The 23241-nt window shown below is 65.0% G+C and carries 16 protein-coding genes; 9 read left to right on the forward strand and 7 right to left on the reverse strand.

Annotated features, from left to right (window positions below):
• Positions 1-3 precede the first annotated feature (3 nt).
• The 8 genes from BLW71_RS36540 to BLW71_RS36575 all read left to right on the forward strand — a co-directional run bounded on the left by BLW71_RS36540 (position 4) and on the right by BLW71_RS36575 (position 11325).
• Positions 4-660 carry an urea amidolyase associated protein UAAP2 gene (locus BLW71_RS36540; RefSeq protein WP_091808403.1) on the forward strand — a complete coding sequence of 219 codons (657 nt, stop codon included), beginning with the start codon at positions 4-6 and terminating at the stop codon, positions 658-660.
• On the forward strand, positions 657-4262 hold the full coding sequence (uca, locus tag BLW71_RS36545) for an urea carboxylase (protein ID WP_091808405.1): 3606 nt from the start codon (positions 657-659) through the stop codon (positions 4260-4262). The genes BLW71_RS36540 and uca overlap by 4 nt, the downstream gene beginning before the upstream one ends.
• Positions 4259-5725: an allophanate hydrolase gene (gene atzF, locus BLW71_RS36550; protein ID WP_091808407.1), complete on the forward strand. Its 1467-nt coding sequence runs from the start codon at positions 4259-4261 to the stop codon at positions 5723-5725. The genes uca and atzF overlap by 4 nt, the downstream gene beginning before the upstream one ends.
• A complete protein-coding gene (locus BLW71_RS36555; protein ID WP_091808409.1) occupies positions 5712-6683 on the forward strand; it encodes an ABC transporter permease in 972 nt (323 codons plus the stop codon). Before atzF ends, BLW71_RS36555 begins: the two co-directional genes overlap by 14 nt.
• Before the next feature lie 59 nt (positions 6684-6742).
• Positions 6743-7657: an ABC transporter ATP-binding protein gene (locus BLW71_RS36560; protein WP_091808410.1), complete on the forward strand. Its 915-nt coding sequence runs from the start codon at positions 6743-6745 to the stop codon at positions 7655-7657.
• Between the two features lie 232 nt (positions 7658-7889).
• Positions 7890-9104, forward strand: coding sequence for a GNAT family N-acetyltransferase (locus BLW71_RS36565; RefSeq protein WP_091808411.1), 1215 nt, complete (start codon positions 7890-7892; stop codon positions 9102-9104).
• An 83-nt stretch (positions 9105-9187) separates the two neighbouring features.
• Positions 9188-9865 carry a heavy metal response regulator transcription factor gene (locus tag BLW71_RS36570; protein ID WP_091808412.1) on the forward strand — a complete coding sequence of 226 codons (678 nt, stop codon included), beginning with the start codon at positions 9188-9190 and terminating at the stop codon, positions 9863-9865.
• Positions 9865-11325, forward strand: coding sequence for a heavy metal sensor histidine kinase (locus BLW71_RS36575; RefSeq protein WP_091808413.1), 1461 nt, complete (start codon positions 9865-9867; stop codon positions 11323-11325). The genes BLW71_RS36570 and BLW71_RS36575 overlap by 1 nt, the downstream gene beginning before the upstream one ends.
• Positions 11326-11340: 15 nt before the next feature.
• Here the strand turns inward: BLW71_RS36575 and BLW71_RS36580 are convergent, their stop codons facing one another.
• From BLW71_RS36580 to BLW71_RS36610, 7 genes are all read right to left on the reverse strand, one after another.
• Positions 11341-12798, reverse strand: coding sequence for an efflux transporter outer membrane subunit (locus BLW71_RS36580; protein ID WP_091808414.1), 1458 nt, complete (start codon positions 12796-12798; stop codon positions 11341-11343).
• 27 nt (positions 12799-12825) lie between these two features.
• The gene (locus tag BLW71_RS36585; RefSeq protein ID WP_091809326.1) at positions 12826-14157 is read right to left on the reverse strand and encodes an efflux RND transporter periplasmic adaptor subunit; all 1332 of its coding nucleotides are present in this window, start codon (positions 14155-14157) and stop codon (positions 12826-12828) included.
• A 19-nt stretch (positions 14158-14176) separates the two neighbouring features.
• Positions 14177-17440, reverse strand: coding sequence for an efflux RND transporter permease subunit (locus tag BLW71_RS36590; RefSeq protein WP_091808415.1), 3264 nt, complete (start codon positions 17438-17440; stop codon positions 14177-14179).
• Positions 17441-17828: 388 nt separating this feature from the next.
• On the reverse strand, positions 17829-17999 hold the full coding sequence (locus BLW71_RS41850) for a hypothetical protein (protein ID WP_177205174.1): 171 nt from the start codon (positions 17997-17999) through the stop codon (positions 17829-17831).
• A 130-nt stretch (positions 18000-18129) separates the two neighbouring features.
• Positions 18130-19275: a substrate-binding domain-containing protein gene (locus BLW71_RS36600; RefSeq protein WP_091808417.1), complete on the reverse strand. Its 1146-nt coding sequence runs from the start codon at positions 19273-19275 to the stop codon at positions 18130-18132.
• Positions 19276-19357: 82 nt separating this feature from the next.
• Entirely contained in the window at positions 19358-20359 is a 1002-nt protein-coding gene (locus tag BLW71_RS36605; protein ID WP_091808418.1) for an ABC transporter permease, read from the reverse strand.
• Positions 20356-21975: a sugar ABC transporter ATP-binding protein gene (locus tag BLW71_RS36610; protein WP_091808419.1), complete on the reverse strand. Its 1620-nt coding sequence runs from the start codon at positions 21973-21975 to the stop codon at positions 20356-20358. Before BLW71_RS36610 ends, BLW71_RS36605 begins: the two co-directional genes overlap by 4 nt.
• Before the next feature lie 252 nt (positions 21976-22227).
• On the opposite strand from BLW71_RS36610, the gene deoC reads away from it, so the two are divergent.
• A complete protein-coding gene (deoC, locus tag BLW71_RS36615; protein WP_091808421.1) occupies positions 22228-23238 on the forward strand; it encodes a deoxyribose-phosphate aldolase in 1011 nt (336 codons plus the stop codon).
• The last annotated feature ends 3 nt before the right edge of the window (positions 23239-23241 follow it).

A 23241-nucleotide genomic window follows, 5' to 3' on the forward strand; every position in this document is an offset into this window, starting at 1 on the left:
GCGATGCCTATTATCGAAAGCAAGCTCGAACTCCGTCATGCGGTCTACGACCTGACGCTGCCTTCGGGCGAACCGTGGCTGCATGAAGTCAAACGCGGACAGCTGTTCCGCATTCTCGACCTGGAAGGCAATCAGGCGGTCGACACGCTGTTCTACAACAGCGCCGATCCGCTCGAGCGCTATAGCGCGCAAGACACGATCCGCGCGCAACGCAATCTCTATCTCTCGGCCGGCAGCGTGTTGATGTCGAACCTCGGCAAGCCGATGCTGACGATCGTCGCGGATACCTGCGGCCGGCACGATACGCTCGGCGGCGCATGCGCGGCCGAAAGCAACACGGTGCGCTACGCGTTGGACAAGCGCCATATGCATAGCTGCCGCGACAGCTTCCTGCATGCGATCACGCATTGCACGTGCGGCGTGGGCACGCAGCTCGGCAAGCGCGACATTGTCAGCAACATCAACTTTTTCATGAACGTGCCGGTCACGCCGCTCGGCAAACTGACTTTCGAGGACGGCATTTCCGCGCCGGGCAAATACGTCGAAATGCGCGCGGAGATGGATGTCACGGTGCTGATTTCGAATTGCCCGCAGTTGAACAATCCGTGCAACGGCTACAACCCGACGCCCGTGCGACTGACGATATGGGATGCCCAATGAGATTCCACAAAGTCCTGATTGCCAATCGCGGCGAGATTGCCTGCCGCGTGATCCGCACGCTCAAGCGTCTCGGCATTGCGTCGGTGGCGGTGTATTCGGAGGCTGATCGCCACGCCATGCATGTAATGCTCGCCGACGAAGCCGTCTGTATCGGCCCGGCGCTCGCGGCGCAGAGCTACCTGAACAGCGCGGCGATTCTCGAAGCCGCGCGTGCGTGCGGCGCCGACGCCGTGCATCCCGGCTACGGTTTTCTGTCCGAAAACGCCGCTTTCGCGCAGGCTTGCGACGACGCGGGCATTCGTTTCATCGGCCCGACGCCGGCGCAGATGCGTGAGTTCGGCCTGAAGCACACGGCTCGCGAAATCGCGAAAGCCAACAACGTTGCGCTGCTGCCGGGCACCGGCTTGCTGCCCGACGCAAGCGCGGCATTGCGCGAGGCGGAATCGATCGGCTACCCGGTCATGCTGAAAAGCACCGCGGGCGGCGGCGGGATCGGCATGTCGCTGTGCCGCGACGCGGCGCAACTGGCGAGTGTGTTCGCGTCGGTTGCGCGGCTCGGCGAAGCCAACTTTGCCAACGCCGGTGTCTATGTCGAAAAATTCGTGGAGAACGCGCGCCATATTGAAGTGCAGATTTTCGGCGACGGCCGCGGCGGCGTGATCGCCTTGGGCGAACGCGACTGTTCGGTGCAGCGGCGCAACCAGAAGGTGATCGAAGAAACGCCCGCGCCTGGATTGACCGACGCGGAGCGAAGCGCGCTGCATGCGAGCGCGGTGCGTCTCGCGCAGGCCGTGAAATACAAATCGGCGGGCACGGTCGAGTTCGTCTTCGATGCCGATACACGGCGGTTCTATTTCCTCGAAGTGAATACACGGCTGCAGGTCGAGCATTGCGTGACGGAAGAGGTCACGGGCATCGATCTGGTCGAGTGGATGATTCGCGAGGCAGAGGGCGAACTTGCGCCGCTCGACTCGCTTGCGCCGGTGGCGCAGGGCGCGAGCATCCAGGTGCGTCTGTATGCGGAAGACCCGCACAAGCAGTTTCAACCGAGTGCCGGCGTGTTGACGCATGTGGCGTTCGCCGCTGCGGCGCGGGTCGACACCTGGGTCGATGCGGGCACGGAAGTCAGCGCTTTCTACGATCCGTTGCTGGCGAAACTGATCGTCAAAGGCGAGACACGCGAGGCCGCGCTCGCGGCACTGCGCGCCGCGCTGGAGGAAACGCAGCTCTACGGCATCGAGACCAACCTCGACTATCTGCGCGCCATTGCCGGCTCGGCGACATTCGCACGCGGTGAGCAGACCACGGCGTTCCTGTCGCGCTTCATGTTCGCGCCGCACACCATCGACGTGCTCGACGGCGGCGTGCAGACCACCGTGCAGCAAACGCCCGGACGCACAGGCTATTGGGACATCGGCGTGCCGCCCTCGGGTCCGATGGACGACCGCTCGTTCAGCCTCGCCAACGAACTGCTCGGCAATCTCGCCGACGCCGCGGGGCTCGAATGCGCGATGGTGGGCGCCACGCTGCGCTTCAATACCGCGACGCTGTTCGTGCTGGGCGGCGCTCCGCTCGCCGCCACGCTGGACGGCGAGCCGGTTGCGCTCTGGCAGGTCACGCGCGCGCCGGCGGGTTCGGTGCTCAAGATGGGCGGCGTGACGGGCGCCGGTATGCGCTCCTGTCTCGCGCTCAAGGGCGGTCTGCAAGTGCCGGACTATCTGGGCAGCAAGGCGACCTTCACGCTCGGCCAGTTCGGTGGCCATGCTGGCCGCGCGCTGCGCAAGGGGGACGTACTGCATCTCGCGGACGGCGCGGGCCGTGGCGAAGCGGGCGCGCAGCTGGACGCCGCACGCGTGCCGGAAATGACGCACGACTGGACGCTCGGCGTGCTCGACGGCCCGCACGGCGCGCCCGATTTCTTCACGCCCGACGACATCGCGATGCTCTACGGCACGCGCTGGACGGTGCATTACAACTCCAGCCGCACGGGCGTGCGCCTGATCGGCCCGAAGCCGCAGTGGGCGCGCACGGACGGCGGCGAGGCGGGGCTGCATCCGTCGAACATTCACGACAACGCGTATGCGGTCGGCGCGGTGGATTTCACCGGCGACATGCCGGTGATTCTCGGCCCCGACGGTCCGAGCCTGGGCGGGTTCGTGTGTCCGGTCACGGTGGTGGGCGAGGAGTTGTGGAAGCTCGGGCAACTGCGCCCTGGAGACACCGTGCGCTTCGAACGCATGCCGGTCAAAGCAGCGCTCGCGGCACCGAAGCATGTGGCTCAGGCGGGCGACGAGAGCCACGATTGCGTCCTCTATCGCGATCCCACGGCGGGCGAGGGCACGGGCGTGGTGTATCGCCGCTCCGGCGACCAGAACGTGCTGATCGAATACGGCCCGCTCGTGCTCGACCTGAACCTGCGTTTTCGCGTGCATGCGTTGATGAACTGGCTCGACGCGCACCGGCTGCCGGGCATTATCGATCTGACGCCCGGCATCCGTTCGCTGCAGGTGCATTTCGACCACCGTGTGCTGTCGCACGACACCTTGCTTGCGCATCTGCAGCAAGCCGAACGCGAACTGCCCGCAGTGGACGAGATGCGCGTGCCGAACCGCATCGTGCACTTGCCGCTCTCGTGGGACGACCCGTCGACGCGGATCGCGATCGAACGCTACATGCAATCGGTGCGTCCGGATGCGCCGTGGTGTCCGAGCAATATCGAGTTCATTCGCCGTATCAACGGGTTGAATAGCATCGACGACGTGAAGCGCATCGTGTTCGACGCGCGCTACCTCGTCATGGGTCTCGGCGACGTCTATCTCGGCGCACCCGTCGCGACGCCGCTCGATCCGCGCCATCGGCTCGTTACCACCAAATACAATCCGGCGCGCACCTGGACGCCGGAGAACGCGGTGGGCATCGGCGGGGCGTATCTGTGCGTGTACGGGATGGAAGGCCCCGGCGGCTATCAGTTCGTCGGCCGCACCGTGCAGATGTGGAACCGCTATCGCACCACGCGTGAGTTCGAAGCGGGCAAGCCCTGGCTGCTGCGCTTCTTCGATGAAATCCGCTTTTACGAGGTCAGCGAAGCGGAACTGGCCGAGCTGCGCACGGACTTCATCGCGGGCCGCGCGAGCCTGAAGATCGAGGAGTCCGTGTTCGACCTCGGCGCGTACAACCGCTTCCTGAAGGACGAAGCCGAATCGATTGCCGCTTTCAAAGGCGCGCAGCAAGCCGCGTTCGACGAGGAGCGCGAGCGCTGGAACGCGGCCGGCCATGCCGAATACGTCGGCGAAACGGATAGCGATGCAGCCGGCGGCGCCACGGCGAACAACGCGCTCGCGGCAGGCCAGCAAGGCATTGTCGCCGACGTGTCGGGCAGCATGTGGAAGCTGCTCGTGAGCGAAGGCGAACGGGTCAGCGACGGGCAGGTGGTCGCGATCGTCGAATCGATGAAGATGGAAATTTCCGTGACCGTGAGCGGCGACGGCGTGATCGAAGCGATCGATTGCGCGGAAGGTGCGGTGGTCGTCGCGGGACAACGTTTGATGGTGATGCGCGCCGGCGTTGCAGCCGACGCCACCGAGGAGGCTACGTGCAAATGAAATCACACGACGATCTGTTCCAGTCCATGTCGATCGCCGGGCTGCAGGCGCGCTACCGCGCTGGCAGCCTGACGCCCAAACAACTGGTCGAAGCGATCACCGCGCGCACCTCGGGCGACGATCCGCATCATGCGTGGATCCGTCCTTTGAGCCGCGACGAGATGATGCGATACGTCGATGCGCTCGAAGGCCGCGACCTTGAAACGCTGCCGCTGTACGGCGTACCGTTCGCGATCAAGGACAACATCGACCTGGCCGGTATCCCGACCACGGCCGCGTGCCCCGCCTATGCGTACACACCCACGGCCAGCGCGCCGGTGGTCGCGCGCCTGATCGCCGCCGGTGCGATTCCGATCGGCAAGACCAACCTCGATCAGTTCGCCACGGGTCTGTCCGGGCAGCGTTCGCCGCACGGCGCGTGCCGTAACGCGCTCGATCCGCGCTATGCGTCGGGCGGATCGAGCTCCGGCTCGGCGGTTTCGGTCGCGCTCGGGTTGGCGGCGTTTTCGCTGGGCACCGACACAGCAGGCTCGGGGCGCGTGCCCGCGGCGTTTCATGGCCTCGTCGGATTGAAGCCGACCAAGGGTTTGTTGAGCACGGTAGGCGTGGTGCCGGCGTGCAAATCGCTCGACTGCGTGTCGATCTTCGCGCGCTCGGCGGACGACGCACAGCGCGTGTTCGACGCCGCTCGCGGCGTGACGGAGGGCGATCCATATGCGCGGGAATTCCAGCCGCCGCAAGACGGCACGCAAGCCTCCACGCAGCACGGCGCGCAACGCTCGCTACGCGGCGTGCGCTTCGGCGTGCCGCGCGCGAACCAGCTCGAATTTTTCGGCGACACGTCTTACGCACACGCTTTCGACGCCGCGCTGACGCGCCTGCGTTCAGCCGGCGCCGAACTGATCGAGATCGATTTCGAGCCGTTCCTCGCCACCGCGCGGCTGCTCTACGAAGGACCGTGGGTCGCGGAGCGGCTCGCGGCGATCCGCGAGTTCGTCGACACACAACCGGACGCGCTGCATCCGGTGATCCGCGAGATTATCGGCGGCGCGGCGCGCTGGAGTGCGGCCGATGCGTTCGCCGCCTTCGACCGCCTTGCGTTCCTGCGCATGCAGGCGGCCGAAGTCTGGCCGCGCATCGACGCCATCGTCACGCCGACCTCGGCGACGACCGCCACCGTCGACGAGCTGGAAGCCGATCCGATCCGCGTGAATTCGCGCTTCGGCTACTACACCAACTTCGTGAACCTGCTCGATCTGTCCGCGCTGGCGGTGCCGGCCGGCGTGTGCACGGTTGGCAAACACGCGGGCCTGCCGTTCGGCGTGACCTTCGTCGCTCGCGCGCATGAAGACGCGATGCTGCTCGACCTGGCGCGTGCATGGCGCGATCAGATGGCCACGGCGTCACCGTCCGCCAACGACGCAACCGAAGTCTGCCTCGGAGAATCCCATGGCCGTCATTGACAGAACCGAATGGTTCGCGGTGCGCCGCGAACTTTCCGTACGCGGCAAATGGCTGTTGGGCGCGGGCTCGTTCCTGTTGCCGCTCCTCGTCTGGTGCGTGGTCAGCTATGTGCCGTTCATCTGGCATCCGCAGGTGCTGATCGACAGCCCGGGCAGCGTCGACTATTTTCAGCCGGGCATGCGCGTCGACAAGGAGGTATTCGCCGACGAACTCAGCCACGCGCGCGAAGCGCATGCGGCCCTGCCGGCCGGCGAGCCGGTCAACCCGGTGTATCTGCCCGCGCCGCACGAAGTGCTGCGCGCGTTCTACACCGCGTTCACCACGCCGCCCGCGTCGCGTGACGGCGTCTGGCTGCATCAGAGCCTGTGGCACAGCATTCAGGTGATTTTCTGGGGCTTCGTGCTCTCGTCCGTGATCGGTGTGCCGATCGGCATTGTGTGCGGCACGTATAGCGCGATTGCGCGGTTGCAGGAGCCGTTCTTCGAGTTTTTCCGCTACTTGCCGGCGCCCGCGTTCGGCGCGCTGATGGTGGCGATCCTCGGTATTTACGACGGCCCGAAGATCGCGATCATCGTGATCGGCACGTTGTTCCAGCAGGTGCTGATCGTGGCGAACACCACGCGCAAGCTCGAATATGGCCTGTTCGAAGCCGCCATGACGCTCGGCACGAAGAAATTCAAGCTGCTCACGCATGTGGTGATTCCCGGCATTCTGCCGGATCTGTATCGCGACCAGCGCATTCTGCTCGGCTGGGCGTGGACCTATCTGATCGTCGCGGAACTGGTCGGCACCAGCTCCGGCATCACCTGGTACATCACGCAGCAGGCGCGCTACGAGCATTTCGAGAACGTCTACGCGGCGATCATGATGATCGGCATCATCGGCCTCGGCACCGATCTCGTGCTGGCGTGGCTCGGCCGCAAGCTGTTTCCGTGGGACCGCACGCTCAAGGCGTAGCAAACGGCCTCGTGACACAGCCTATCGTAAGCAACGCACAGCATTCCAAGGATTCCATCATGTTAAATCCGCAACCGATTCCGTCGTACCTGATTCAGTCCGAGGCGGTACGCGAGCGTTTCGACCGTCTGAAATCGCGCGAAGTGATTCTGGAGGTGCGCGACCTCGGCAAGCGCTTCGAGACGCCGCAAGGCGAGTGCACGGCGCTCGACGGCATCAACTTCAAGACGCACCGGCGCGAGTTCGTCTGCGTGATCGGGCCGTCGGGCTGCGGCAAGTCCACGCTGATCCGCATTCTCGCCGGTCTGGAGCGGCAGACCAGCGGCAGCGTGCTGCTCGACGGCAAACCCGTGCAGGGGCCGGGCGCCGACCGCGGCATGGTGTTTCAGGGCTACACGCTGTTTCCATGGCTGACGGTCAAGAAGAACGTCATGTTCGGCCTGAAGATGAACGGCCGCGGCAATCTGCATGCGGAACGCGAGGCGTTGCAATGGCTCGATCTGGTGGGCCTGACAAAGTTCGCCAATGCGTATCCGCATCAGTTGTCGGGCGGCATGAAACAGCGCGTGGCGATTGCCCGCGCGCTCGCGAACCGGCCGCGCATTCTGCTGATGGACGAGCCTTTCGGCGCGCTGGATGCGCAAACGCGCGCCAAGATGCAAACGCACCTGCTCGACATCTGGCGCAACGTCGACGTGACCGTGCTGTTCATCACACACGATCTGGACGAGGCGATCTTTCTGGCCGACCGCATTCTGGTCCTGAAGGCGAATCCCGGCGAGGTGCAGGAGTTGATCGAAGTGCCGGTGCCGCGGCCGCGCGATTACTCGCAGGTGACGTCGCCCGAGTTTCTGGCGACCAAGGCGCGGCTCGAGGCGCTGATTCATCCGCCATCGGAAAAGAGCGACGACGAGGACGACGTGGTCAAACCGCACATGATTCGTATGACCGATGTCTCGGACAATGTCGAATAGCCCACGCCGCGGGTAGCGCCGGCACGCGCGCGGGCCGACGCTGCAACGTCGAAAGCGCCGTTGCGCCGCACTGCAGCGTGCGGCGTCGCACACACCTGCGGAACGCCTCGGCGCATGCTCATGTCACCCGTTCCAGTCGACGCCGGTGGGGTCCGGCGTCCGCGCCTGTCCGGATGGAGCGGCGCGGGGACAGCGCGGGACAAAAACACGACAAGGCATGGTGTGAGGCGACATGGACGAGACAACCCGGACCACGCGGCGCTACGAAGTCATCAGCGACGAAGCTGAATTTCGTGCGTTGCAGCCTGAATGGGACGCGCTCTGGGCGAGGGCGCAAGGCTACTGCTATCAGTCGTTCGGGTTTTGCTGGCTCGCATGGAAGCACGTGTCGCAGCCGCATGGGCGCAAGCTCAAATGCATCGTATGCCGCGAAGACGGCAAGCTCGTCATGGTCTGGCCGCTCGAAGCTGTCAAACGTTCGCTCTGGACGTATCTGGTGCCGCTCGGCCCCGAAGGCGGCGACTTCACGAGCGTGCTCGTCGAAGCCAACGAAACAACCCCGGCGCTCGTAGCCGGCGCGTGGGACATGGCCCGCCGGCGTTGCGGCGCCGACTTCATCCATCTGCCCTACGTGCGCGAGCGGCTCGATCTGTACAGGCTCGTGACGCAGGAGCGCAGGATCCTGTTTACCGAGGCGCACAACGCATCCGCCGCGACATTGCGCGGGCAGGGCAATTGGGACGAGTATTGCCAGACGCTCGGCACGTTGTTTCGCAAGCGGCCGGGCGGCTTCGCGAAGAAGTTAGCCAAGGAAGGCACGGTCGCCGTGCGCATGCTCGATCCGGTGGACGAAAGCGAAACGGCGTCGATCATCAAGTGGATGTTCCAATGCAAGCGCGCCTGGAGCGATCGCGTCGGCAAGCGTAGCGTGTGGCTCGATTCGCCCGAGTTCGAGCGCTTCCTCTGCAAGCTGATCTATTCGGGCGACGTGCCCTCGATGGGGCGCCTGATCGTCGTCACCCTGGACGAAGCGCCGGTTGCCGCGCTCGTCGTGAGCACGGGCAACCCGTGGGCGAGCGCGATCATTTCCGGTTTCGACCCGCACTACGGCAAGTTCTGTCCGGGCCTGATCGCGATCGAACATTGCGTGAAGTGGGCCTTCGACAAGGGCTACGACCTAGATTTCGGCGTGGGCACGGAAGACTTCAAGGCCTATTGGTCGCGCGGCGCGGCGACCACCGCATGGACCGTGCAAACGATCAATTCGAACTGGGGCCTCGCGGCGATCCGCGCGCGGCGCGTGGCCCGCGAGATGATCGGCAGGGTGAAGACGCTGCGGCACGCCGGCGCTGCGGCGCCGCATGCGGGGGAAGGGCGGGATGCGGGGGCGGCCTTGACGCCTGCCATGCAGGCTTCTTCCGAGACCGGCGGCGCGCACCCCGAGTAAGCGCACGGAGATTACCGCATCGTCATCACGCGTCCGGGAGCTTGACGGTATGATTTCACCGTCAACGCAAAGCGGAGCAATCGATGCGAATCCTGGTGATCGAGGACGAGCTGAAAACAGCGGCCTATCTGAAGAAAGGCCTGGAAGAGTCCGGCTACGCGGTCGACGTGGCAAACGACGGCCCGCAAGGGCTGATCCTCGCTCTCGAAGAAGAGTACGACGTGATCGTGCTCGACGTGATGTTGCCCGGCATGGACGGCTGGACCATCGTCAAGACCTTGCGCACCACGCGCACCACCCCCGTGCTGTTCCTCACCGCGCGCGACGACGTGGACGACCGCGTGCGCGGCCTCGAACTCGGCGCGGACGACTATCTCGTCAAGCCCTTCGCCTTCGTCGAATTGCTGGCCCGCGTGCGCACGCTGGCCCGCCGTGGCCCACCGCGCGAGAGTGAACTGATCAAGGTGGGCGACCTGGAAATGGACGTGAACCGCCGGCGCGTGAAGCGCGGCGGCACGCGCATCGACCTCACGCCGCGTGAATTCTCGCTGCTGCAACTGCTCGCGCGGCGCCAGGGTGAAGTGTTGAGCCGCACGCAGATCGCGTCGTATGTGTGGGATATGAATTTCGACAGCGACACCAACGTGGTCGAAGTGGCGATCCGCCGCTTGCGCACCAAGATCGACGACAACTTTCCCATCAAGCTGATTCATACCGTGCGCGGCGTGGGCTATGTGCTCGAACTGAAGGACGCCGCCTGATGCGCGGCCGCTCGCTTGCCGCGACGCTTGCATTGGCCTTCGGCGCCACGACGCTGACGGTGTTCGTGCTGGTCGGCAGTTTTCTGTATGTGGCGCTCGAAAGGCAGATCAAGGCGCAGGACGATCTCGACATCGTGCTCGCCGCGCGTCACGCACGGCGCCTCGCTGAGGAACTGGATTCGGCGGCGGCCATACGCGAGCACAGCGAGCGGCTGACCAGCATCGTGCTGGGCAATCAGGCCATGTCGATGGAAGTGTTCGATCCCGACGGCAAGCGCGCGATCGAACACAACATCGCCGGCGCGTTCGCGGCACCCGAGGCGGCAAGCGGCGCGGCGACCATTGCCGCGTTGCCGCCGCTCACGCGCGTGGCGGCAACGGTGCGCATCACGGAAGACGATATTGGCGACTGGACCGGCCGTGACGGCGCGCCGATCCGCGGCATTCTCACCGACGCGCGGCTGCGCGACGGTGACACCGCGAGCCTGCTGGTGGCGCGCAACATGAGCGACCGCTGGCTGCTGCTCGACCGTTACCGCGACAAGCTCGGCATAGCCGGCGTGGCCGGCGTGCTGCTGGCGGTGTTGCTCGGCTATCTGCTGATTCGCGCCGCGCTGCGGCCGTTGCGCAATATTGCAACGAGCGCGAGCCTCGTCACGGTGAATCGACTCAATACGCGGATCGCGGTCGCGCGTGTGCCGAGCGAGCTGGAGACGCTGGTCGCCGCGCTGAACGCGATGCTCGAGCGAGTCGATCACGGTTTTCAGCGTCTGTCCCGTTTCACCGCCGACCTCGCTCACGACATGCGCACGCCGCTTAGCAACATGCGTGGAGCCGCCGAAGTCGCGCTTGCCCGGCCGCGCTCCGTCGATGAATACGAGTCGGTGCTCGCCTCGAATCTGGAAGAGTGCGACCGGCTCTCGAAAATGATCGAGAACGTGCTGTTTCTGGCGCGCGCCGAGCATCCGCAGTTCGTCAAGCACATGCGTGAGTTCGATGCCGGGCAGGAATTGGCCCACATCGCCGACTATTTCGAAGGGATTGCCGAAGATGCGAAAGTGCGCGTGCGTGTCAGCGGCACGGCCAGCCTGACGGCGGATCTCGAACTGTTTCGTCGCGCCGTGAGCAATCTGCTCGCCAATGCCATTCGCTACACGCCGCCCGGCAGCGAGATCGTGCTCGATGCGAGCGCGTCGGCGGAGGCCGTGCGCATCACCGTCGAGAACGAGGGGCAGCCGATTCCCGCCGAGCACATCGAACGGATATTCGACCGCTTCTACCGGGTCGATCCGTCGCGCAGCGCGCTGCCGACGGCGGGGCTGTCGCAAGGGTCGTCCGGGTCCACGGGGCTCGGGCTCGCCATCGTGCGCACGATCATGGAACTGCACGGCGGGTCCGTGCACGCGCAGAGCGACGCGCGGAGTACCTCCTTCGTGCTGACGTTCCCGCGCAGCGTCTGAAAGCGGATAGCGGTCCTACACCGAACCCGCCGCGCTTTTGCTTGCGTTACCCCACGTCCCGCCCAACGCCTTCAACAACAGCACGCTCGACTCCAACTGCCGCGCGGCGATCTGATCGGCCACCCGCTGGTTGGTGAGCGCGATCGTCTGAGCCGTCACCACGTCGAGATAGCTGACCGCGCCCGCGTTGAAACGGTTCGTCGTGAGCCGCAACGACAGATCCGCGGCGGTGGTGGCGCGCTGCTGGCTGGTCGCTTCGTCGGCGAGGGCATGCAGGGCGGAGAGGTTGTCCTCGACCTGCTGAAACGCCACCAGCACCGACTGACGATAGTCCGCGACCGCGCCGTCGTATTGCGCCGTGGCGCCGTGCAGGGCGGCTTTGCGTTTGCCGCCGTCGAACAGCGTGCCGGCCAGTTGCGGCCCGAGCGACCAGAAGAGACTCGGCGCGCTCAGCCACGGCGCGAAAAACGAGCTTTCGAGCCCGACGCTCGCGGACAGCACCAGGTCCGGGAAAAACGCCGCATGCGCCTCGCCGATCCGCGCATTCGCCGACGCCACGCGCCGTTCGGCGGCGGCGATATCCGGGCGCCGCTCCAGCAGTTGCGACGGCACACCGGGCGGAATCGCCGGCGGCGTCGCAGCCGACCCGTTCGGCGGCAGCGTGAAGGTCGATGCCGGTTCGCCGATCAGCGTGGCGATCGCGTGCTGCATCTGCGAGCGTGACACGTCGATATCGGTATCTTGCGTGCGCGTCGCTTCGAGTTGCGTCGTGGCTTGAGCGACCGCGGAGGCATCGATCGCGCCGTCTTTCAGTTGCTGCTGCAGCAGCTTCAACGCGGCGTCGTAGGCGCTCACGCTGTCGTCGAGCAGCTTCTTCTGTGTGTCGAGCGAGCGCAGCGAGAAATAGTCGACGGCCAGATCCGCGCTCATCGACAGGCGCACGCCTTCGAGGTCCGCTTCGCTCGCCTGGGCGTCGGCCTGCGCGCCGTTCACGCTGTCGCGCACCCGGCCGAACAGATCCGGCTCCCAGCTCGCCGCCACGCCCGCCGAATAGTCCGGCACGGTCTTGCCCGCGAGCGATTTCCCTTCGACGTTCTGCGAGGTCCGATAGCGGTCCTGCGCCGCCCCGGCAGTGATCGTCGGAAAGAAACCGGCGCGCTGGTAGTCCACCATCGAGCGCGCTTGCTGAACCTGCGCGACCGCCTTGCGCACGGTCTGGTTCGAAACGTCGATGCGCGCTTCGAGCTGGTTCAGCACCGGATCGTTGAAGATCGTCCACCATGGGCCGCGCGGTGTGGCGTCGGCCGGCGCGGCTTGCGCCCAGCCGGGCGCGGTGCCCGCATACTGCGCGGGAATCTCGGCGCTCGGGCGCTGATAGGGCGGCAAGGTCGAGCACGCGCTGAGTAGCGCGCCGATCAGCGTGGCCGCCAGCGCGCGGCGCGGCAGCGGTCGTGAATCAGATAGGGAGAACATCGGCGAATCCTTTCCGTGATGAGGCACTCAGCCGTGCATGGCCGGCATGATCTGAACCATCTGGCCGGTGCTCAGCGAATCGCTGGGGTTGTCGATCACGCGGTCGGTGGCGGCGAGGCCCGTGGTGATTTCCACGTGCGTGCCGAAATCGCGGCCGATATGCACGGTCTTCAGCACCGCGCGGCCATGGCTGTCGACCACCGCGACCGTCACGCCGTCCGGCCGGAACAGCAGGGCGCTGACGGGCAGATCGAGCGCCGGCGTGGTCGATTGCAATTGCAGATGCACCTGCGTGTAAGCGCCGGGCATCAGTGCGCCGTCCTTGTTGTCGACATCTACCTCGACGCGCAGCGTGCGGCTCGACGGATCGATCGAGCCGGTGCTGCGCGCCACCTTGGCGGGAATGCGGCGGCCCGGATACTGCTGGGCGCTCAGATAGACGCCGGTGTCGGGGGTGACGTAAGGCGCGTCGTTCTGCGGCACGTCCACGAACACCCGCAACACGCCGTTCTGCTGGATATGGAACAGCTCGCCCGACATGCCCGCGGTGCCGGGCGTACCGCCCGCCGTCACCAGCGCGCCGACATCGACGTTGCGCGCGGTGATCACGCCGTCGAACGGCGCGGTGATCTTTTCGTACGAGACCAGTTCGGCAAGATGCGCGACATTGGCCTGCGCCGAGGCCAGCATCGCACCGCGCGCCTGCATGTCGCTGACCTTGGTGTCGGCGTCCTGCTGCGCGACCGATTGGGTTTTCAGCATCTCCTGCCAGCGCTGCGCGGTGGTCTTCGCGTAGTCGAAATTGGCTTGCGCGGTGGCTTCGTCGGCGCGGGCCTGGCGCAGTTGCGCGTCCAGATCCGGGGCCTCGATCGTCGCGAGCACCTGGCCGCTTTTCACCTGTGCGCCAATGTCGGTGTTCCAGTGCGCGAGGTAGCCGCTCGTGCGCGCGTAGATCGATGCTTCCGCGAACGGCGTGACGGACCCGGGCAGCAGCAGTTCGTTCACGCTCGGCGCGGGGCGCGGCTTGACCACCGACACGGTCAGCATGCTTTGCGCCTGCGTCTGCTCGGTCAGGTCGGCGCTGGCATGGAGGCGCGGCACGATGCCGACGATCAGCAGCGCCACGGCGACACCGCCGAGTGCGAACGGCCAGAGAGCGCGGCGCGGTTTCGCGCTGGTTGCGTTGGATCCTTTAATCGCGCTTGTTGCGCTTGTTGCGTTCGTCGCATTGGTCGAATCGCTCGCGTTGGTCGCGCGATCGGTCGCGCAGCCTGCAGCGTCAGCGTGAGCGGCATGGCTGCTGTCAACGGCCTTGGCGGCCTGCTCACCAAGCCCCGGCGGAAGTGAGGAATTATTCATGGGATAGGTCTCGTCGAAATCAAAGGGTGCGTTCCGGGACGGCGGGTTCGAGTTTTGCGGTGCGCGCCGCGCGGCGTTTGTCGAGCCACGCATGCACCATTCCGTAGACGACCGGCACGAACAGCAAGGTCGACATCGTGCCGAGCGCGAGGCCGCCAATCACGGCGCGGCCGAGCGGCGCGTTCTGTTCGCCGCCGTCGCCGAGACCGAGCGCCATCGGCAGCATGCCGATCAGCATGGCGAGCGCGGTCATCAGCACCGGACGGAAGCGGCTGAAACCGGCTTCGAGTGCGGCTTCCAGCGGCGGCTTGCCGGCCTGGTGAGTTTCGCGCGCCGTATTGATGACGAGAATGCTGTTGGCCGTGGCGATGCCGATGCACAGAATCGTGCCGGTGAGCGCCGGCACGCTCAGGCGGGTGCCGGTGCTGAACAGCATCCAGGCAATGCCGGCGAGCGAGCCCGGCAAGCCGCTGATGATGATGAACGGGTCGAGCCACGACTGGAAGTTGACGACCATCAGCAGATAGACGAGGCCGATGGCGAACACGAGACCGCTCGCGAGGCCACTGAACGAATCGTGCATGGCCTGCACCTGGCCGCGTACCACGATGGACGCGCCCGGCGGCAACTGCGGCCGGATCTGATCGACGATCCGGTTCACGTCCGCCGCCACGCCGCCGAGATCACGCCCTTGCACCGAAGCGAAGATATCGAGCACCGGCTGCACGTTGTAGTGCGAGACGACGGCTTGCTGCGTGCCGCGAGTCAGCGTGCTCAACGCGCCGAGCAGGTTCTGCGGCGCCGGGCCCGCGCCGTTCGCCGAGAACGAGGCGCTGGCCGCGGCTGTTGGCGTGCTCGACGTAGTGGCCGCGCCGCCGTTCTGCGCGACCGGAATATTGGCGAGGGCCTGCAGCGAGTTGATGTCGTACTGCGGCATCATCGCCATGAGCGGATAGCTCACGCCGTTGTGCGGATCGAGCCAGAAATTCGGCGAGGTTTGCGAGCTGCCCGAGAGCGCGATCAGCAGGTTTTGCGACACGTCGCGCTGTAACAGGCCGGCCTGAATCGCCCGGGTGCGATCGACGTTGACGTTGATCGCCGGCGCGTCGCCGGGCTGCTGAATACGCGCGTCGACGAGGCCGCGCACGCCGCGCAGTTGCGCGAGCAGACGGTTCGCCACCGTGCGGTTGGCGTCGAGCTTGTTGCCGACAATCTGGATATCGATTGGCGCGGGCAGGCCAAAGTTAAGAATCTGGCTGACGATGTCGGCGGGCAGGAAGGCGAACGTGACGCCGGGGAAATCCTTCGTCAGTGTCGTGCGCAGCGTCGCCACGTATTGCGCCGTCGGCTTGTGTTTCGGCGCAAGCGTGATCATCACGTCGGCGTCTTCCGGGCCGATCGGGTCCGACGAGTCGTAGGTCAGGTTGATACCGCTCACCGGCACGCCGATGTTGTCGAGGATCGCCGCAAGCTCCGGCTTCGGAATCACGTCGCGCACCCGGGCTTCGACCTGGTCGGTGATGCTCGCGGTGTCCTCGATCCGCGTGCCGGTCGGCGCACGCAGATGCAGGCGGATCTCGCCGGTATCCACGGCGGGGAAGAAGTCGCGGCCGGCGAACGGCACCAGCGCGAGCGAGCCGATGCACAGCAGCAGGAAGATCGCGACGAAGCGCCGCGGACTCGCGATCGCCGCGGCGAGCACGTCGCGATAGCGTACGCGCAGCAATTCGAAGCGATGCTCGAAGCCGGCCTGAAAACGGATCAGGCGCGCAACCGGGCCGTTGCCGGTAACCGGCGCGTTGCTGCGCGCGCGCATCAGGTACATCGCCAGGGTCGGCACCAGCGTGCGCGAGAAGAAGTACGACGCGATCATCGCGAACACCACCGCTTCGGCGAGCGGCACGAACAGATAGCGGGCCACGCCTGAAAGCAGGAACATCGGCACGAATACGATGCAGATCGACAGGGTCGAGACGAACGTCGGCACGGCGATTTCGCCGGAACCGTTCAGGATCGCGTCGTACAGCGATTCGCCATTCTCCAGATGATGCGTGATGTTCTCGATCGCGACGGTGGCGTCGTCGACGAGAATCCCCACGGCGAGCGCGAGGCCGCCGAGCGTCATGATGTTGATGGTCTGGCCGAGCGCGGACAGCGCGATCAGCGAGGTCAGCACGGCGAGCGGAATGGAAACCGCGATGATCAGCGTGGCGCGCCAGCTGCCGAGAAAGAGCAGGATCATCACGGCGGTGAGGGCGGCGGCGATCACTGCCTCGCGCGCCACGCCCACCACGGCGGACTTCACGAACACGGACTGGTCCGACAGTGCGGTGATATGCAGCGCGCTCGGCAGGCCGGCCGCGATATGCGGCAGCATGGCCTTGACCTGCTGGATGATGGTGAGCGTCGACGTGCTGCCGGATTTTTCGATGGTCAGCAGCGCGGCGCGTTTGCCGTCGCTGCGCACAATGTTGGTTTGCGGCGCGTAGCCGTCGCGCACGTGGGCGACGTCGCGCACATAGACCACGCCGCCGGCCACCGTCTTGATCGGCAGATCGTTGAGGGCCGCCACGGTGTCGGTGCTGCCGTTCATCTGCACGTTGTATTCCTTCGTGCCGATCTTGGCCGTGCCGCCGGGCAGGATCAGGTTCTGCGCGTTCACGGCGTTGACCACGTCGAGCGGCGCAAGTCCTTTGGCCTGCAACGCGCGCGGATCGATGTCGACCATGATCTGCCGCACCTTGCCGCCGAACGGCAGCGGCACGGACGCGCCTTGCACCGTCGCCAGTTGCGTACGGATCTGGCTATTGCCGAGGTCGTAGAGCTGCTGTTCCGAGAGCGTGTTGCTGGACAGGCCGAGTTGCAGGATCGGCACGGTCGACGCGTTATACGTGATGATGTTCGGCGGCAACGTGCCCGGTGGCAGCACGCGCAGAATCGACGCCGAATTGGACGCCGCTTCGGCAATCGCGCGATTGATGTCCGCGCCCGGATGAAAAAAGATCTTCACCACGGAGACGCCGTTCAGCGATTGCGACTCGATGTGCTCGATATCGTCCACGTCCGAGGTCAGCGCGCGCTCGTAGTTGGACGTGATGCGATTGGCCATGTCCTGGGCGGAGAAGCCGTTGTACGTCCAGACAATGCTGACCACCGGGATATTGATGTTCGGAAAAATATCGGTCGGTGTGCGCAGTATCGCAAGCGGGCCGGCGATAAAGATCAGCACGGCGAGGACCACGAAGGTATAAGGGCGGCGCAGCGCGAGCCTGACGATCCACATGACGGGTTCCTGAAAAGAGGCCGATGGCGGTACGCGTCATTGCGGTGCGGCTGAGGCCGTGACGCGGGCTTCATGAGTCAGGAGTGTGGCGGGGCGGCGCTGACGGGCTGCCGTCGGTTAGATTACCGTTCTGTTATCCGCGGGCGGGTTCCCGGTGACGGCGATATGGCGCGGCCTCACGCGGGGTTCTGACGGGCAGCCGTCGACGGGGAACCGCCGACGGCTGCCGAAGTGAAGCGAAATCGGGAAATCCATGCGATTGAGTACGGCAGGGATGATGCCGGCGCGGTTCGCATGGCGGGAACGGCGCCGACGCGGTTCGGTTGGCTGGAACGGGGCCGGCGCCGGTGCGGGTTGCCCGGCGCGGACGGCAGGGAAGGCGCCGGTGCTATGAACGGTCGCGGCTGCGTGCGCGTGTCGCGCCGGTAATGACCGCGACGCCGAGCAGGATCACGGCGACGATGGCAATCGTATGTTGAGCGACGTGCATGGCCATCAAGCCCCAGGCCACGCCGCCGATCAGAATGATCCAGCCAACCAGATAAATGAGCAGGGTCATCTTTTCTCCTTGTTCGAATCGACTTGGTAGGTCTATCGAGTAGCACGATTCGCGCCCGACGCCGGCCAGCCTAGCCGGCGTTCGGACGCTCAAGGAGAAGAGCGCGATGATGCAGGGCGGCTCGCGCCTGTCAGCCGCAAGCCGGCTTGGCCTTCTTGCAGGCGTCGGCAAGCTGGGGCGGCGGGTCTTTCTTGAATACCGTCTTATACGACTCGAGCACGTTCGACTGAACCACCGGCAAAGACTGCACGCCGATCCACGCCGGCGGGGTCTGGCCGATGAGCGCCTTCATCATCGCCAGCGCTTCGGCTACGCCCTGGTCGTACGGACGTTGCGAGCCGGTGGCCTTGAGCGGCCCGCCCTTGGCGATCTCGATCGCGGATTGCAAACCGAGGTCGACCGTCGTCACGGGAATCGTCACGCCTTGTGCGCGCATCGAGGTGAGCGTGTCCAGTGCCGGTTGGTCCCAGACAGCGAAGAGTCCCTTCACGTCCGGATTGCCGGTCAGGAAGTCGCCCGCGATCTGCCCGACTTTCGACGGGTCCGTGAAAGCGACCTGCTTGATCTTGATGTCCGGACGGTTCTTCTTCAGCCAGTCGTTGACGGCCTTGGTGCGCTCGGTCGTGCTGAAGTAGTCCACGCCGAAATTCACGAGCCCGACCGTGGCGCCTTGCGGCACGCACGAGGCGAGTACTTTCGCCGCGATCTGGCCGTTGCCTTCGCTGTCCGCCGAGATCATCGCGGCGTATTGCTCGGGATGCTTCAGGCCGGTCGGCACGTTGTCCATGAACACGAGTTTGATGCCGGCCGCGGACACCTTCTTGTAGGTGGCGGCCGTTGCCGTGCCGTCCACCGGAATCGAGATGATGCCGTCCGGGTGGCGCTGGATCGTGTTCTCGATATCGGCGATCTGCTTGTCGACCTGATACTCAGCGGAGGCCGTACCGATCACTTCCACGCCGTATTTTTTCAGCGTATCGGTAATGCCTTGCACCTGCAGTTGCGACCAGTCGAGATTCATGGTCTGCATGGAAATGCCGACCTTGAATTTGCCGGCTTTGATTTTGGCGATGTCGGCGTCGGTCAGCTTCACGGCATCCACCGACGCGGCTTTTTCGCCGTTCGGCCCTTGCCCCACGATCGTCTTCGGTCCGATCGATCCGGTGGGCAGGCTGGTCACACACTGCGCGTAAGCGCCCGAGGAAGCCAGACATGCGACGGCCGCCGCCGCCATGACACTGGCTAACGCTTTGCTTGAACCACGATGTTGTTTCATGTCTCTCCTCCGTTGGTCTTCACGTCCGAACTACGTCTGCTCGCGAGCGGCCGCCGTGACGGCATTACTGCGCTACCGCTCGCTATTTCCTGGTAAACGCAACCGCCGCGACGATGATCACGCCCTTGATCACCAGTTGCAGCGACGAACTGACGCCGAGCAGCACCAGTCCGTTATTGAGCGTGCCGATGATCAGACTGCCAAGCAGCGTCCCCAGCACGAAGCCGCGGCCGCCGAACAGACTGCAGCCGCCGAGCGTGACGGAGGCGATCACATCCAGTTCCATGCCTTGCACCACATCGGGCCGCGCCGCATGCGAGCGGGCGGAAAGCACGAGCGCGGCGAGCCCGGCCAGCATGCCGGTGAGAATGAAGGCGAGGGTGGTTACGCGCCGCGTGTTGATGCCCGAATAGAGCGCGGCGGTCGGATTGCCGCCCGCCGCATAGATCTGCCGTCCGAACACGCTGTAGTGCAGCAGCAGAATGCCCGCGATCACGGCGAGCAGCGTCCAGATGATCGGCACCGGCACGCCGAAAATGTCGCCTTCGCCGAAGATCGCGATAAACGAGTCGTTGTCGATGATCACGGGCTTGGTGGTCGTGACCATCAGCGCGAGTCCGCGCGCGGCGCTCAATGTGCCGAGCGTGACCAGAAACGAAGGAATGTTGACCCGCGTGGTCACGATCCCATTGATCGCGCCGACAATCGCGCCGGTGCCGATCCCGGCGATCGCGCCGATCACCCAGTTGTTGCCCAGATAGGTCATGGCGAGCGCGGCGGACATGCCCGAGAGCGCCAACGTCGATCCCACCGACAGATCGATCTGCCGCGCAATGATCACGAAGGTCATGCCGATCGCGATGATGGAAACGAGCGCGGTTTGCCGGCCGATATTCAGGAAGTTGTCGATAGACAGGAACCATGGCGACGCGAAGCTGAACACCACCAGCAGAATCGCGAACGCAGCATAGAGCGCATAGGGCCGGTCGCCTTGCAGCAGGGCTCGCGCGATGCGCCGCATACGGCTTTTCTGCGGCGGCGATGCCTGCCGTTCGGACGTCAGCGGCGAGACGGATTCGTTCATGTTGCGTGCGCCTCGATGGAAGAACGGGACAGTTGGATCAGGTGATGCAACGCCTCGGCGTTGGCAAGTTCGGCGCGCTCGACGGTTTTGACGATCGAGCCGTCCGCGACAATCGAGATCCGGTCGCACAGGCGCAAGAGTTCATCCAGGTCGGAGGACACGACGAGCACGCCGGTTCCGGCATGGGCGGCATCATTCACCACGCCGTAGATTTCCTCGCGCGCGCCCACGTCGACGCCGACCGTCGGTTCGTCGAGTAGAAGGACGCGCGGGCGCGGGTGGTTCCACTTCGCGAACACCACTTTCTGCTGATTGCCGCCGGATAGAAACTTGACCGCGGTGGAAGGGCCGGGCGCCTTGACGGACAGCTCCTTCATGGAGCGCTTTGCCTGCTGCACAGCCGCCTGACTGCGCAACCATCCCCAGCGGGAAAAATGCGGCAGGCGCGGCAGTGTCAGATTGCGTTCGATCGAATGATCGAGCACGAGCCCTTCGAGATGACGGTCCTCCGGCACCAGTGCCACGCCGAGTTGAATGGCTTCGGCGGGCGTGATGCGCGAACGCGCGCGACCGTCGATCTCGATGGCGCCGGTGTCGACCGTGCGAAGACCAAAGATGGTTTGCAGAATCTCGCTGCGCCCGCTGCCGATCAGCCCCGCGAGCCCGTGGATTTCGCCGCGGCGAAGCAATAGATCGACGTGACGCAGCCGGTCGTTGCTGACGTCCGATAGCTTGAGCACGGGCGCGGCGGTGGCATCAGCCGCTTCATCGTGGACAGCCGATGCCTTGGCCGGTTCTGCGGCAATCACGCCATCGCCCACGGCGGTCTTCTGCCGTGCCTGCAACGCGGCATGACCGGAGCCGACGATCGCCGCCACCAGTTGCTTCATATCCGTTTTCGAAGTCTCGAACGTGCCGGCATTGGCGCCGTCACGGAACACGGTAACGCGCTGCGAAATCCGGAACACCTCGTTCAACCGGTGCGTCACATAGATCACGCCCACGCCGCGCGCCGTGACCGCGCGAATCGCTTCGAACAGAATCTGCTCTTCGCCGCCAGTCAATGCGGAAGTGGGTTCGTCGAGAATCAGAACCCGCACTTCGCCCATCAAGGCTTTGCAGATCTCCGTCATTTGCCGGTAGGCGAAGGGCAGCGCACCGACCTGTGTCTTCGGATCGAGCGGGATGCCATGCGAGCGCAAGAATTCGCCCACCGTGGCCATGAGCTGGCGGTTCTTCACGAAGCCGAGGCGTGTGCGGGGCTCGCGGCCCAACATGAGATTGGCGCCAACCGAGAGCGATTCGACGAGACTCAGGTCCTGATAGACCACGGCGACACCCGCATCGCGCGATTGCGCCGGCGAGTCGAACGCCACTTTCTGGCCGGCGATTTCGATCACGCCGTCGTCATACGCATGCACGCCGCTGAGGATCTTGATCAGCGTGGACTTGCCCGCGCCGTTTTCGCCGAGCAGCGCATGGACTTCGCCGGGAAACACTTCGAGGTTGACGCCGCGCAGCGCTTGCACGCCGCCAAATCGCTTGGTGACGCCCGCAACACGGATCAATGGAACTTGAGGCGATGACGCGGCCGCGACCGCAACCGGCTCACTCATCTGGCATGTCTCCTTCGTCCACGCGACGACATTCTTTTCTTTATCTAACGCTAGCCGGCCGACAACCGTGTTGTGATCTTCGCATCATGAATATGGTGCGTCAATAACATTGGCGGGCACTAAGCGCGTTTATCCGCTTGTTGATGTCATGATTGCTCGCAAAGCTTGTTATGATTCTATCAATCGTTGTAGCATAAGTGCGAACAAATTGCCGGCGGCTGTTGTGCGTCGCATCATATTTTCGGATGTCTTATGCCAGAAGCTCCATTGCAGTCTTCCTCGGTCGTCGCGCTGCGCGGCACACCGCTCGTTCATCCGGTGCGCAATCCCGGCATGCCGTTCGACGCCTCGTGGCTCGACGGCCTGCGCGTCAATCAGTCGGCCGTGGAACGGCGCACCGCCACACTCGGCACGCGCCGCAGCGTCAAGAAAGATGCACAGGCGGCGTGGCTGCTGAAGGCCATCACCTGCATCGACCTCACCACGCTCAACGGTGACGACACCGAGGGGCGCGTGCGCCGCCTCTGCGCGAAAGCGCGCCAACCGGTGCGCGCCGATCTGCTCGAAGCGCTCGGCATCGCGCCGCAAGGCATCACGACGGGCGCGGTGTGTGTCTATCACCGCTTCGTTGCGGCGGCAGTCGATGCGCTACACGGCAGCGGCATTCCGGTTGCGGCGGTCTCCACGGGTTTCCCCGCCGGGCTGATTCCGCATCCGCTGAAGCTGAGAGAGATCGAAGCCTCGGTCGCGGACGGCGCGCGGGAAATCGATATCGTCGTGACGCGTGAATATGTGCTGACCGGCAACTGGCAGGCGCTCTACGACGAAGTGCGAGACTTCCGCGCGGCCTGCGGCCCGGCGCATCTGAAGGCGATTCTCGCCACCGGCGACATTCGCACGCTGTCGAATGTGGCGCGCGCCTCGATGGTCTGCATGATGGCCGGCGCCGACTTCATCAAGACCTCCACCGGCAAGGAAGGCGTCAATGCGACGCTGGATGTGTCGCTCGTCATGGTGCGCATGATCCGCGAGTACCAGGAGCGCACCGGCGTGCTGATCGGCTTCAAGCCGGCGGGCGGCGTGTCGACGGCGAAGTCGGTGCTGTCGTATCAGATCCTGATGAAAGAAGAACTCGGCCGTGCGTGGCTCGAACCGGAACTCTTCCGGATCGGCGCATCGAGCCTGCTGGCCGATATCGAACGCCAGCTCGAACATTACGTGAGCGGCCGTTACTCCGCTTTCAACCGTCACCCCGTAGCCTGAACA

Source organism: Burkholderia sp. WP9, from assembly GCF_900104795.1.
Taxonomy (GTDB): Bacteria; Pseudomonadota; Gammaproteobacteria; order Burkholderiales; family Burkholderiaceae; genus Paraburkholderia.